This is a genomic window from Roseivirga sp., from assembly GCF_965216855.1.
In the GTDB taxonomy this organism is placed as follows: Bacteria; Bacteroidota; Bacteroidia; order Cytophagales; family Cyclobacteriaceae; genus Roseivirga.
The window spans coordinates 3,429,217-3,442,500 of record NZ_OZ244204.1 but is presented as its reverse complement, the minus strand read 5'-3'; the positions used below and the strand labels follow the sequence as shown (position 1 = coordinate 3,442,500).

The following is a 13,284-nucleotide window of genomic DNA, read 5'->3' as shown; positions in this document are numbered from 1 at the left end:
CCGGCTCAAAGAATTGCCTGATAACAAACTCTTCTTTCAGCAAAAACATGATTTCTTCTTTCGCCTTGTCTAAGTCTGCCGATACATCTTTCGCCAATGATTTTTCTAATATGTCCAGCTGCTCAGCTATTTTGGAAAGCTCTCCGGCTTCATCAGCAGCACGCTTAAGTGATTCTATTTCATCGTGAAGAGGATGGCTGTAAGTAAATTCTTTGTCGGCTACCCAGGTCTTAAATGCATTATATACTTCCTCAGAAACCTGATAGGTTGCAGCATCTTCAATTTCTCCGACCTGCGCCTGATATTCATTTCCAAAGCGGAAAATCAGGTCTTCACTCAGGAGACCAATAGCTACCGGAGAAAAGCGCATCCTGTTCACATCAAAGTCGGGATCTATCCCTCCACCATCGTAAACCAGCCTTCCGTTATTCGTCTTGAAGGCGGTCTTTAGGGAGTCGGCAATTTTTCCGACCGAACCATCTGCATTTCTGGTACTATAATCTATGGCCTGAATACATCTGCCGCTTGGCGTGTAGTATTTGGCAATGGTCACCTTCATCTGTGAATTATAGGAAAGCGGAAGTGTACGTTGCACCAGGCCTTTTCCATAAGACTTTCGACCGATCAAAACTCCCCGGTCATAATCCTGCATTACACCTGCCACAATTTCAGAGGCTGAGGCACTTGAGCTATTGATTAAAACGGCCAGCGGAATATCAGTATCTGTAGCGGCATTGAGTGTCTTGTATGTGGCATTCATCTCATCGAGCTTGCCTTTGGTAGTCACCACTAATTCACCCTTATCTAAGAAGATGTTGGAGATATTGACAGCCTCATTCAACAAGCCTCCCCCATTGTCGCGAAGGTCCAGAATAACACTGGTAGCTCCTTCTTTCTTCAAATCTCTCAGGGCATTTCTTACTTCTTTGCCTGCATCTTCTCTAAAGCCGGTCAATTTGATATAGCCTACCTGATCGTTGACCATACCGCTGTAAGGCACATTTGGTAATTCAATTCTTTCAAATTCAACATCAAAATCCATTGGCCCCTGGCCCGGACGATCGATTTTGATTTTTATCGAAGAAGCTGTCTGCCCCCGCAGGTAGAGCCCGGCCTTATCATAATCGTTAGATACATCTATCCCATCTATTTCGAGAATTACATCTCCTCTTTTAAGTCCTGCCTTTTCTGCCGGATAGCCTTTATTGGGTAGGACAACGGTTACCTGCCCACCATTTCTTTCTCCTATGATGGCTCCTATGCCGCCAAACTGGCCTGTGTTTTCGGTTCGCACATCTTCAATCTGATCTTCAGAATAGTACACGGTGTAAGGATCTAGCGAAGTGAGCATCGCATCGATACCGGTACGCATCAGTGTATTAGGGTTGAGGTCGTCAACATAGTTGGCATTGACTTCCTTATACATGGTGGCGAAAATGTCGAGGTTCTTAAGTATTTCGAAATACTTATCGTTTTGTCGCAATGTGGCAGCACTCGCAACAAGCACCACGATCAATCCACCTAGGAGCACCTTTTTCATAGCCATGGTATTAGTTTAGCAATAAAACGGAAGATAACGGTTCATGTTCCTTAATGAAATGTTTTTCCTGTATATGGTCTAAAAAGCAAAAACCCCTGACATCCGCCAAGGGTTCACAACAGTCTATTTAGTCTGAGTCTATGACAAGCTTAATTTTTCTTTTGCTTTGTCGACACCGTTTTTGGTTGAGTTCGCTGCCTGCTCCAGAGAATGATTGTATTTCTCCTTAGCAACGCCTGTCTTTTCTTCTACTTCTTCTTTGAGGTTATCTACGAGTTCGTTGGTGCCGTCTACAATTTTCTTTCTTGTGTTTTTACCACTATCGGGAGCTAACAAAATTCCTGTTAATGCTCCTGCTGCTGCACCTGCTACTACTCCTGTAATTATTTTTGCTGTATTGTTCATAATATGTATCTGAGTTTAGATTTTAAATGTTCGCTTATCTAAAGTTCAAATACCATTCCAGCGGCCAAAACGGCCCTCAGAGGCTATTTTTGAGGCAAATGCTTATCATTTTGAAAAAAGCTTTTTCAAAATGGGGATATCAATGAGAATGATTTAAAGCTGACTTAGCTTGTTGAGTGCCTTTTTAAGCTTCTTCTCCACAAAACTAAAGGCAGGCATATCATCAGATGTGTAGACTACTCCGATAAGACATCTGGATAAATCCACATCATGCTTATTGAGGCGATAGGCTTCGCGCATCAGCCGCTTGATCCGGTTTCGGTGCACTGCAGACTTAAACTTCCTTTTTGAAACCGAGAACATGACCTGCGGAGCTTCGGGCAGGTCATCTTTAAACAAATAGGTGACCCTGAATGGGTATAAATAAAAATAGGAGCCTTCGTTAAAAAGCTCCTCAATCAGTTTTTTACTATGTAGTCTTTCCGACTTAGGGAAAGTATATTTCAAATCCGAGTTAGCGGTTTCTGTCACGAGGTTAAGATAATAAACCTCCGCGCAAGAATTAGGCTTTGTGTCTTCTTTCGTCAGACACGGTCAGTTTGTGACGACCTTTAGCTCTTCTGCTAGCCAATACTCTTCTTCCTCCCGGAGTCTCCATTTTAGCTCTGAAACCGTGCTTATTTCTTCTTTTTCTCTTCGAAGGTTGGAATGTTCTTTTCATTTTCTACTGCGTCTAATTGCAAAAGGACTGCAAAGATAGATAGTCTTTTTTTATTTGCCAACCTCTGTTTAAAATTGTTGTAGAAAAGATTAGCGATGCCAAATTACAAAATAAGTTATACCAAGCCTCTCACCCATTTCTTAAAGTTTAGCTTTGAGCTCGATTCATTGAATGGAGACTCTGCTGTATTGGAACTACCTGTATGGAGACCAGGCCGTTACGAAATCCAGAACTTCCCCAAAAGAATCAGAAACCTGAAAGTAACAGATGCTTCGGGTGAAACACTCTCTTATCAAAAGCTGACCAAAAGCCGCTGGTTGGTTTCACTCGAGGGAAATTCTTCGATTGTAGTCACCTATGAATATTATGCGGGTTTAATGGATGCGGGGAATAGCTGGCTGGATGATGAGCAAGTTTATGTTAATCCGGTAAACTGCTGCTTGTACTGCCCGGAACAGATGTATAACGAGGTGCATCTGGAATTTGATTTACCAGAAAATTACCGCATAGCATCGGGACTTCAACCAGATGGTGAACATGGGCTCAAGGCTAAGTCTTACTTTCAACTGGTGGACAGTCCTGTGTTTGCGAGTGCGGGTTTGAGAACGGTTAAGTATGAGGTGGATGGCATTGAGTTCTATGTTCATATTCAGGGTAATGTACCTCAGTCTGACGAAATACTGATTAAGGACTTCGAGGGTTTTACTGTAAAGCAACTGGAGGTAATGAACGGTTTCCCGGCTAAACATTACCATTTTCTTATTCAGAGCCTGCCATACAAGGCTTATCATGGTGTTGAGCACTGGAATTCTACTGTGATCTGTCTGGGACCTTCTTCTAATCTGGGGGAAAGGGAATTATATAAGGAGTTGCTGGGTGTGAGCTCTCATGAGCTTTTCCATACCTGGAACGTGATCAGACTCAGGCCGAAGGAAATGACTCCGTATGATTTTCAGGGGGAAAACTATCACCAGACGGGTTTTGTCACTGAGGGTGTTACAACTTACTATGGTGACTTATTTCTGATGCGTTCGGGGGTCTTTTCTCTGGAGGAGTACTTATCTGAGTTGAATAAGCTGTTGAAAAGGCATTTTGAAAATGAGGGCAGAAAGCATTACTCGGTTGCAGATTCTTCTTTTGACTTGTGGCTGGATGGCTACGAGCCTGGTATTCCGGGCAGAAAGGTTTCTATTTATAATGAGGGCGCCCTGGCTGCATTGATCCTGGACTTAAGCATTCGCCTGAAGTTCGATAATGAAAAGTCGCTTGACGATGTCATGCGCCTGATGTGGCAACGCCATGGCGAAGACCTAAGTGGTTACAACCTGGAGGATTACCGCCAGGCTGCTGAAGATGTGTTTGGCGATGACCTTAGCTTGTACTTTGAGGAAGTTATACATGGCGTGAATAGTTTAGATAATTATCTAAAGAGACTACTGGAAAGCTTTGGGCTGAGCTTTGGGTTGGCTGCTGCTGAAAAACCGGAAGAAAGGTTATTTGGCCTTAGACTGAATGAAGGAAAGGTGGTTATGATTGCCCCTGACTCTCCTGCTGAAGAGATGCTTTCTCTTGGCGATATGATCGAAAGTGTGAATGGGGTGGCTCTCTCTGAGCAATTCCCTGACGTTCAAACGGTGACTCTAAAACTGAACCGTATGGGCGTAAGTAAGGAGATCAGGCTGGATGCTGGTGATGCCTCTTTCTTTAATATCTATCGGGTAGACCTGAAGTCTGAACCGAACGGTTTACTGAAGGGGTGGCTTGAATTATAATAAAAAGGCTGTCAGCCTTTAATAGACTGACAGCCTCATATCTTAACTGTATTGATTGATTAGTTAAATTCAGAATCCTCAATCCCAGAGTTGATTTGAATCTCAACAGTTGCTTCAACACTTCCCATACCTGGTAAGCTGAGCATCATTTTGGAAGGCATCTTGATTCCATTTACTTCGGTATACTCCGTAATTTCATTACCTCCTTGTACTGATTGCTCTTTAAGCAACAAACCAGACTCCACACTAAAGAATTGGGTAAAGCTTGGAGCGTCTCCGGGCTTCACTACTAATTCATATGCATCTTCTCCTGATACCTGACTAATGCCTTTTACGGTCAACTCATATCCCATCTCTTTATAATAGAGCTCCGGAAATATTACTGCATCGGTCTTAATGGCTTCCAACTGAGGGCCCGCGGGAATTTCCTGCGATTGACCCTGGACGCTCATCTTTGCACTACCATCATTGAAAACTAATTCCTGGAGAGTCATTCCGGCTATTCCGATCGACTGCTTCAGCATGCTATTGCCCTTTTTCTTAACGACAATAGAAATCTGCTGTCCTTGAATTGTAGCCTTTGAAGTAGTGGTCATATCAGTAATGGCCTTTATCTTTTCTGCTCCACCTACGGCTTCGATGTAATTGTTGATTATGGCAAAGGGGTCAACATTGGCCACGGCTGCTTTTGCAGCTTCAACATCCACCTGATTACCATAGGCATCATAGTAGGTAATAGGTCCAAACTGCTTGAGTTTAGGGGCTACTTCTTCTGCCTTACCTACCACTACAATATTAGCCTGGTCTGGTCGAATGTATCTTTTAGCTACATCGAGCAAATCTTCTCTGGTAACGGCATCTACCCTCTTCAAATAGGTGGCATAATAGTCTTCTGGAAGATTATTGAGTTGGGTATTCAAGGCAAAGCTGGCTACGGTTCCACGACCTTCCAGCGATCTGGCAAATGAACCCTTGGCGGAGTTCTTGGCTAATTCAAATTCCTCTTCAGTAACCAACTCGGTGGCAATCTTATTGAGCTCGTACATGAATTGTACAAGAGCACTATCAGTGACCTCATTTCTAACGCTGGCACCTGCACTGAATGTAGCACTGTATCTGCTGGTTCCTATGCTGGAGTTTGCGCCATAAGTATAACCTTTGTCTTCTCTCAGGTTCATGTTCAATCGGGTAGAAAGGCCTCCACCACCAAGAATCTGGTTCAGAAGAGAAAGCTTCACTACATCAGCGCTACCCGGTTTGTTATCAATTGGATAAGTTATATTGATCACCGATTGTACCGAAGAGGGTCTGTCTACAAAAGCAATTGATGTTTCGCTTACAGGCTCTGGCTGAGAGAAGGTTTCTTTTTGAACATCTCCTGCTTTCCAGTCACCGAAGTAATCTTTTACCAGCTTCTGAGCTTCAGACTTTTTGATATCACCTACAATCACGAGGTAGGCAATGTTTGGTTTGAAGTACCTGGCATAATGTTGCTTCAGGTCTTCCATGGTAATGTTCTTGATGGTTTCCTCTGTTACGATTTCACCGAAAACATGGTCTTTACCATAGTTGACAATACCGCTGATATTACCGGCAATGGCATCAGGATTATCCATTGACTGTTTAATTCCGGTCAGCGACTGCTCAATGGCCCTGTCGAACTCATCTTGCGGGAAGGCGGGATTGAAAAGCACATCCGTCATCATTCCCAGAATGTCTTCCTTATATCTGGAAAGTGAGAAGGCACTAATGGAAGATGAACCTACATTAAGGGAAGCTCCCATAAAGTCGATTTCTTCGTTGAGCACTTCTTTTGACTTGCTGGCCGTTCCGGCTCTCATCACTTGTCCGAAGATACCGGTATATCCTGCCTTGTCTCCTTCAGTAATTACTCCGGTATCGAAGCTGAGTGTCCAACCCAAAGTGGGTAATTTATGATCTTCTACCAGAATCACTGTCAATCCATTTTTCAGAGTGAACTTTTCGTAGTCTCCTATCTCTATTTCCTTAGCAGGAGCTGGTTCTGGTAATTTGGTTCTGTCTATTTGTGCAGTGGCTGCCAGAGAGAGGCAACACAATGCTATGGTCAATAGCTTTTTCATTATCTATTTCCTCCTTCCTTTTTTACTTTGGTATCCTCAGGCTTTTCTTTTTCCGACATCGGTCGGTAAGTCAGCTCCACTTTGTTTTCAGGCACCAGGTATTTCTGAGCGACACGCATCAGGTCTTCGCGTGTCACTTTTCTGTATCGTTCAATTTCTGTGTTGATCAATTCGGCATTACCGAAGTAAACATGGTAATTGGCCAGACTTTCGGCAATGGATTGTACTGAACCATAACCGGAGATGAAATTACTTTCAATCTGGTTTTTCAGCTTTTGGAATTCTCTTTCACCTACCTTTTCGGTTTTCACCTGCTCCACCAGTTTATCTACTTCAGCTGCGAGGTCTTCGGTTGAATACCCCTGATTAGGCAGGGCAAAGTTGATAAAGAGACCACCATCTTCCAGAGCTAATGGTATGGCCTGAACGGCAAGTGCCATTCCTTTCTCATCTACCAATTCCTTCTGATATCTTGAACTTTGACCTCCGGAAAGGAGCTGTGTCAACATTTGCAGTGCATAGTAATCATCAGTTCCCTGAGGTGGCATTCTGTACCCCTGAATCACGGCAGGCACCTGAATGTTATCGAATACAGTAGCAGTGATGGCACTATCTTGCTTAGGCGCTTTAATTTCAGGACGAGGAATTGTTTTGGTTCCTCTCTTGATTTCTCCGAAATAAGCTTCTACCAGCTTTTTGGTTTCTTTGATATCAATATCACCGGCAATGGAGAGGGTGGCATTGTTCGGCACATAGAAGGTTTCGTAGAAGTCTTTGAAGTCTGCCTCAGTAGCCGCATCAATATCATCGAAACTACCAATAGGTGCCCATTCGTAGTTCGTACCCTGATATGCATTGGCAAGCATCTTCTCCAGAATAGACCCATAAGGCTGGTTATCTACTCTTAGTCTTTTTTCTTCCTTCACTACTTCTTTCTGAGTGGCAATTCCGGTTGAGTCAATTACCGCATGCAGCATTCTTTCCGACTCCATATAAAGGCCTAACTCCAACTGATTGGAAGGCAGGGTCTGATAGTAGAAAGTTCTGTCGTTCGAAGTATTGGCATTCAGTGTACCACCGGCAGCCTGAATGATCTCGAAATACTCTCCTCTTTCGATATTGGGAGAGCCTTCAAACATAAGGTGCTCAAAGAAGTGAGCAAAGCCGGTTCGGCCGGGAGGTTCATTTTTAGAACCCACATGATAGAGCACAGACACCGTCACAATCGGTGTGCCATTGTCTTGATGGAGAATGACGTGCAGTCCATTATCCAGATCATATTCTTCGAATTCAATATTCTGCGCTTTGGCTCCCAGGAGCACAAAACCGAACATGAGAAGAAAACTAATTTTTCTAGTCATATTTCTATTTTAGTTAAATCGCAACTCAATTAAGCAAGGGCAAATGGCCCTGACATGAGCGATATGTTTAATGGATTAACGTACAGATGAGCGGAAGATAGCCTTGATGCTATTTTAGCTCATGAAGAATGCGCTGAAGCTCATGTGTTTTCAGTCTGGGACCAAACTGTGAAACCACCTTTGAACTAGCCATACTGGCTAATTTACCTGCAGCAGCCATTGACATTCCGTTGGTAATTCCGAACAGAAATGCACCTGCAAACATATCGCCTGCCCCATTGGTATCAACTGCTTTAACGGCATAAGGTTCAATATCTATAAAGGTATCACCATCATAGATAATAGCTCCGTTTTTACCTTGTGTTATGGCAAACTGGCGTGCTTCCTTCTTCATGGCCTGGCGCGCATCATCGAGGTTATTGGTTCCGGTATAAGTCATGGCCTCATCTTCATTACAGAAGAGCATATCTACTGAAGCCCCTATTACATCTTCAAATTGAGATTTGAAGCCCTGAACAATAGAAGGATCTGATAGAGTAATAGATGTTTTCACCCCGTTTTCCTCGGCCACTTTCTTGGCCAGCTTCATGGCCTCCACACCAGAAACTGATGGAGTCAGGTAACCTTCGAGGTAAACGTACTTAGAGTCTTTGATGGCTCTTTCATCTACTTCATGCACCGAAAGATCTGTGGTAGCTCCAAGGAAGGTATTCATGGTGCGCTCAGCATCGGGGGTAATCATCACCAGACACTTTCCGGTAATTCCTCCATCACGTTGCTTACCATCGAGATTGGTATCTACACCCGCCTCGTTCATGTCTTTGAGATAAAAGTCGCCATACTCATCGCTGGAGACTTTACATGAGTAAAACGATGAACCGCCCAACTGGCTAACTGCGATGACAGAGTTGGCAGCTGAACCACCTGACTTTCTGATCAGGTCGCCCTGATTAATGGCATTGATCAATCTGAACTGGGTATCTTCATCTACGAGTGTCATTAATCCCTTCTTCACTCTGTGATCGTACAGGAACTGATCATTTACTTTAAACTCTAAGTCAACCAGGGCATTGCCCACGCCATAGACATCGTATTTCTTACTCATAATTATTGGATAATCGGAGCTCTTTTGAACTCCCGGGTTTCATCGAATAGTTTTCTGTAGGTAATGTGCGTTTTGTAAACCTTGGCTCCGATCTGTTCTACTACACGCATCATTTTAGGATTGAAGTCACCAATCCAGTTCATCTCAATATCGTTGTAGCGGAAGCCATCTTTCCAGGCCATTTTCTTAACGAATGAGATTACCAATCCGCCTTCTACTCCTTTACGCTGGTGTTCGGGCACTACGCCAAACACAATACCTAATCCGGTTTTGCATGCGCCTGTCTTGAGCAGATAAAGGAATTTCAATTTGCTCCACAGGTTCCATTGCCCATTCAGGTGACGATAGATTTCATTGAGCTCAGGGATTGAAATGAAGAAGGCTGCAGGTTCACCTTTATAAAAAGCAAACCATAAGAGCTTTACATCAGCAATGGGCTTCAGCATTTTGAAAGTAGCCTTAGCCTGCTGCTCGGTCATCGGTTTCACACCGCTATGCCCTGCCCAGGCCTTATTATAAACCTCAAGAAAATAGAGGTGACCTTTTTCGTATTCCTTTTTAGTCAGGTGCCTGAACTCATAGTCAGGATCGGCCAGCGTGGCCTCTGCCTTTTCATAGAATCGTGGAGTAAAGTCTACCTGGCTACCCATTGGTCTTCTATAGGTAAACTGCCTGAAGTACTCCTGAAATCCATAGGCTTCGAACAGTTGCTGATAGTAGGCCAAGTTATAGGGCATTTGGTAGTTGGGCTTATGAAAGCCATCGACCAGCAAACCCCACCAGTTATTCCTGTCACCAAAGTTGACCGGGCCATCCATGGCTTCCATACCTAAATCTTCCAGCCATTGTTTGGCTGCATCGAAGAGCATAAAGGCGGCTGCCTGATCATTGATGCATTCAAAGAAGCCTACACCTCCGGTGGGCTGCTCTTGTGCTTCGGAAACTTTCTTAATGTAAAAAGCGGCTATACGGCCTATGGTCTGACCTTTGTCATCGAGCAATATCCAGCGAATGGCATTACCCTGTCGGTAGTTCTTATTCTTTTCAGGATTGAATACGGCACGGATGTCTTTATCGAGTGGACGAATCCAATTCTTTTCATCCTTGTAAAGCCTCACTGGCAGTAATAAGAATTGCTTTTCTGTTGACTTATCGTTGACTTCTACCAGCTTCATCGTTCAGGGACACCAAAAATAAAGACTTATCTATTACTAAAAAACGAGTAGTGCATGTTTTGCTTGAGTGACCAAAATCATCGGTCTAAACCCTTTGCCAGGTTTGGGTAATCTGTAATGATACCGTCTACTCCCCACTCCACCAATTTTTCCATGCGTTTTCTGTCATTTACTGTCCAGGGAACCACTTTCATTCCTTTCTCATGACACAGCGCCACGGCTTTCTCATTGAGTAAAATGTGGTATGGACTGTAAACCTCAGGAACAAAGCCCAAAGCTTCCAGGTTCGCTTCCACCCCTTTCGTATTTTCTATCAGGGCTACCAGTTTGACCTCTTCATAAGATTCATGGAAATACTTGAGCACTCTAAAATCGAAACTCTGGATGGTGTATCTAAAAGAAGGAAGCTTAGACTTCAACAGTCCGTAAACGATGTCTGAAAAAATATCGAAGGAAGGATGAAAAACACCATCTCCTGCTTCGCTACTCTTAATTTCAATATTATAAAACACATTGGGCAGCTTTTTGGCTGCAATATAACTTTCAACACTATCGATGACCTCTACCAGCAAGGGCTTGTACGCAGACATTTTATTCTGCTTGGGGAAACGCTCATTTCCTTTGGAACCGCAATCGTACAGAACGGTTTCGGCCGCTGTCATCTCGAAAATATTATGTTCCTTTTGCTCGGACCTTTTGATCTCTTCACCCAAAGGGGAAAGACAAATTTCGGCCGACATGAAGGGTTCATGAGAAACCAACACTCTGCGGTCTGAAGTAATGACTACATCGAGTTCCAGCGTGGTTACCCCTTCTTCCAGGGCCCTGATAAAGGCGGGAATCGTATTTTCAGGCATCAGTCCTCTGGCACCTCTGTGTCCCTGGATGTCTATCTCCTGAGCACTAAGGCTAACTGAGCATAATAAACTGATAAGTAGTAAAGCGATTTTTGAGCGTAGCATAAGGTTACCTGAAAGTATTGAGTGATTAAGTTAAAAACATTCATCCCAAATCGATGAACATCAGGCTACTTTTGAACTAAACACTCAATGCACTGAGCACAGGTAAAGTTCAATAAGGCAATCAGAAATTGAGGGCTCCCTGATAATACTGGTTAAAAACAGTATTGACGGTGGTATAGACATCGCCCGGCATAAACTTCACCTTCACGATGACATGATAAAAGGCACCCAAAGGATCTGAACCTGCCTTTTCGAAATGAGCTCCATAGGTATCGAATAGCATTTGTCCTACTTCCTGACCAAAGTTACTCCGCGCATTAATCTCGGTAAAGTCAGAAACAAAGTTCTCAATGGCCTGAAGCATGGTCATGGTGTCGATAGATGTCATAGTCTGTTTGTTAGATAGTGAGTGATGAAATTAATGATTTTCTGTATTGCCACCTTCACCACCTAAAGGAAAGGCAGTTGGCGTGAAATCCATCTGAACTCAGATACCTTCTACCGCTCATCAAAAGGCACAACCTGACAAGTTTTCCTTCCGTTATCGACTATGATATTTTTTAAACCTGTGGAAGAGAGACATCATTTAGAAGCACAGCCAGGCCATAAACTGGCTATCCCCCTATTCTTATTAACCAGCATCTTATACTTCGGCACTTTTGCCTACGATTACTTCAACTGTTGTCAGAATATTGACCGAACCTTTGCCTGGTTTGGCGGTTTTTATGTAGTACTCGGAGGCTTGTATATGTTAGCCAAACTGAAGAAATCGGCCAAATGAGGAAAATCTCAACCTGCCTCTTGTAATAAAATCTGAATACATTAAACTTGCACTCAGTTCGGGGTGTGGCGTCCACCTTCGCTACGCTTCGGTTGGACAGGCAGTCTGGACTGCTTGTTGAAGGAGAGTAGAACTTCTCTCTTACCGGAATTAAATAGGTGGAGATACTTTTCGGGGTGTGGCGCAGTCCGGTAGCGTACTTGCATGGGGTGCAAGGGGTCGCTGGTTCGAATCCAGTCACCCCGACAACAGAAAGGCTTAGTCAATGACTGGGCCTTTTTTGTTTACTGTGACTCGAGTTGTAATTCACTTCATTGGCGAATAGAAAATGATTTTAAGCCATCGAGAGCATTCGTTTAATCTCATTCCTACCTCCAGCAAACTTTAAGGCATTACCTACTTAAAAGTCCATATTCGTAGGCCAATTAAGCTTATAAGTGATTAACTCATTACCCAATCGTCACCACCTCGCTTTTCTCCCGCGCACATCGACATGGATAAAGCCACTGTGCCGGCTATTCTTTTTATAAAAGCCCAGCCCACCAATAAACTTCTTATACTCCAACTTATCGTATTCATCTTCCACCAGATTGTAGAAGTATCGGACATCCCTCTCATCAATAAGGCCATCGTGATTCAAATCGTCCATGCGCCCGTCTTTGTCCTCATCAATGAAGATATCTGCCGCCCCTCCCCATACATGGCGGCTATATGGGACATTACCAATTGACTTATTATAAAAAGGGGTTCTGTAGCCACTGATGAATCCAAAAGTATCGATCTCTATGCCTTTGGATTGAACTATGGCGAGCAGGTACTCCAGCTTTAGCAAAAGCCTCTCCCGCACTACCAGGTATTTAGGGAAATCTCCTGCCTGCTTGCAAACGAACTGGCTTAGTTTGAAATGAGGGGTTAGCTGTAAATTCTCCGTTTCAGCAGTTACTTCAAAGAGGCCCTTTGGTCTTTCATAAATAGGATCATTGTTCAACAGGCGCGATGGATAGTCTCCGATTCTATAACCGTTCAGGTATTCCCCCTTCTTGGCACTGAGTGGAGTCAATACCAAAATATTCAATACCATTTGCTCCGCATCAGTCTGTAAATACACATGGTAAGCTCCAGGCTGTGCAGGAGCCCGTAAAACATATCTTAAATCTGATCTGGAGGTAATCCCTACTTCGGTAGACTGTATTTCCAGTGCTACAGACGTAGTCAGATTCAACTGTTCAGATGGCATTACAAAAAAGCTGAACAACCGATAGGGCACCTCCTCTCCATTGACTGTCACCTGAAATGATAGCTTATCTCCTGCCTGTGCACCTAATACTATGCACATTAGCCAACCTATAATCCAGTATCT

The 13,284-nt window shown here is 43.6% G+C and carries 13 protein-coding genes and 1 tRNA gene (1 of these 14 only partly in view); 3 read left to right on the top strand and 11 right to left on the bottom strand.

What is annotated here, in order from left to right; translation table 11 throughout:
- The 4 genes from ACOOEY_RS15260 to rpmH form a co-directional block, all read right to left on the bottom strand.
- Positions 1-1,540, bottom strand: the 5' portion of a protein-coding gene (locus ACOOEY_RS15260) for a S41 family peptidase (RefSeq protein WP_420385589.1). 104 nt of this gene lie to the left of the window's left edge; only the first 1,540 of its 1,644 coding nucleotides appear in the window; the start codon lies at positions 1,538-1,540; the stop codon falls past the left edge of the window.
- Positions 1,541-1,678: 138 nt separating this feature from the next.
- On the bottom strand, positions 1,679-1,945 hold the full coding sequence (locus ACOOEY_RS15255; protein WP_420385588.1) for a YtxH domain-containing protein: 267 nt from the start codon (positions 1,943-1,945) through the stop codon (positions 1,679-1,681).
- 153 nt (positions 1,946-2,098) lie between these two features.
- The gene (gene rnpA / locus ACOOEY_RS15250) at positions 2,099-2,476 is read right to left on the bottom strand and encodes a ribonuclease P protein component (RefSeq protein ID WP_420385587.1); all 378 of its coding nucleotides are present in this window, start codon (positions 2,474-2,476) and stop codon (positions 2,099-2,101) included.
- A 31-nt stretch (positions 2,477-2,507) separates the two neighbouring features.
- Positions 2,508-2,666: a 50S ribosomal protein L34 gene (gene rpmH / locus ACOOEY_RS15245; protein WP_420385586.1), complete on the bottom strand. Its 159-nt coding sequence runs from the start codon at positions 2,664-2,666 to the stop codon at positions 2,508-2,510.
- A gap of 95 nt (positions 2,667-2,761) precedes the next feature.
- Between rpmH and ACOOEY_RS15240 the strand changes: the two genes are divergently transcribed.
- Positions 2,762-4,438: a M61 family metallopeptidase gene (locus tag ACOOEY_RS15240; RefSeq protein WP_420385585.1), complete on the top strand. Its 1,677-nt coding sequence runs from the start codon at positions 2,762-2,764 to the stop codon at positions 4,436-4,438.
- 59 nt (positions 4,439-4,497) lie between these two features.
- Here ACOOEY_RS15240 and ACOOEY_RS15235 read toward each other — a convergent pair whose 3' ends face one another.
- The 6 genes from ACOOEY_RS15235 to ACOOEY_RS15210 all read right to left on the bottom strand — a co-directional run bounded on the left by ACOOEY_RS15235 (position 4,498) and on the right by ACOOEY_RS15210 (position 11,531).
- The gene (locus tag ACOOEY_RS15235) at positions 4,498-6,540 is read right to left on the bottom strand and encodes a M16 family metallopeptidase (protein ID WP_420385584.1); all 2,043 of its coding nucleotides are present in this window, start codon (positions 6,538-6,540) and stop codon (positions 4,498-4,500) included.
- On the bottom strand, positions 6,540-7,901 hold the full coding sequence (locus tag ACOOEY_RS15230) for a M16 family metallopeptidase (protein WP_420385583.1): 1,362 nt from the start codon (positions 7,899-7,901) through the stop codon (positions 6,540-6,542). The genes ACOOEY_RS15235 and ACOOEY_RS15230 overlap by 1 nt, the downstream gene beginning before the upstream one ends.
- A 109-nt stretch (positions 7,902-8,010) precedes the next feature.
- Positions 8,011-9,006, bottom strand: a complete 996-nt coding sequence (locus ACOOEY_RS15225; protein WP_420385582.1) for an adenosine kinase — start codon at positions 9,004-9,006, stop codon at positions 8,011-8,013.
- Positions 9,007-9,008: 2 nt separating this feature from the next.
- Positions 9,009-10,181: a hypothetical protein gene (locus ACOOEY_RS15220; protein WP_420385581.1), complete on the bottom strand. Its 1,173-nt coding sequence runs from the start codon at positions 10,179-10,181 to the stop codon at positions 9,009-9,011.
- 77 nt (positions 10,182-10,258) lie between these two features.
- Positions 10,259-11,143 carry a glycerophosphodiester phosphodiesterase family protein gene (locus tag ACOOEY_RS15215; RefSeq protein ID WP_420385580.1) on the bottom strand — a complete coding sequence of 295 codons (885 nt, stop codon included), beginning with the start codon at positions 11,141-11,143 and terminating at the stop codon, positions 10,259-10,261.
- 121 nt (positions 11,144-11,264) lie between these two features.
- The gene (locus ACOOEY_RS15210) at positions 11,265-11,531 is read right to left on the bottom strand and encodes a hypothetical protein (protein ID WP_420385579.1); all 267 of its coding nucleotides are present in this window, start codon (positions 11,529-11,531) and stop codon (positions 11,265-11,267) included.
- 162 nt (positions 11,532-11,693) lie between these two features.
- Here ACOOEY_RS15210 and ACOOEY_RS15205 point away from each other — a divergent pair, with 162 nt between their 5' ends.
- A complete protein-coding gene (locus ACOOEY_RS15205; protein WP_420385578.1) occupies positions 11,694-11,924 on the top strand; it encodes a hypothetical protein in 231 nt (76 codons plus the stop codon).
- A 172-nt stretch (positions 11,925-12,096) separates the two neighbouring features.
- Positions 12,097-12,170: transfer RNA gene (locus ACOOEY_RS15200), tRNA-Pro, on the top strand.
- Positions 12,171-12,384: 214 nt separating this feature from the next.
- Here ACOOEY_RS15200 and ACOOEY_RS15195 read toward each other — a convergent pair.
- Positions 12,385-13,260 carry a hypothetical protein gene (locus ACOOEY_RS15195; RefSeq protein ID WP_420385577.1) on the bottom strand — a complete coding sequence of 292 codons (876 nt, stop codon included), beginning with the start codon at positions 13,258-13,260 and terminating at the stop codon, positions 12,385-12,387.
- Between the last annotated feature and the right edge of the window lie 24 nt (positions 13,261-13,284).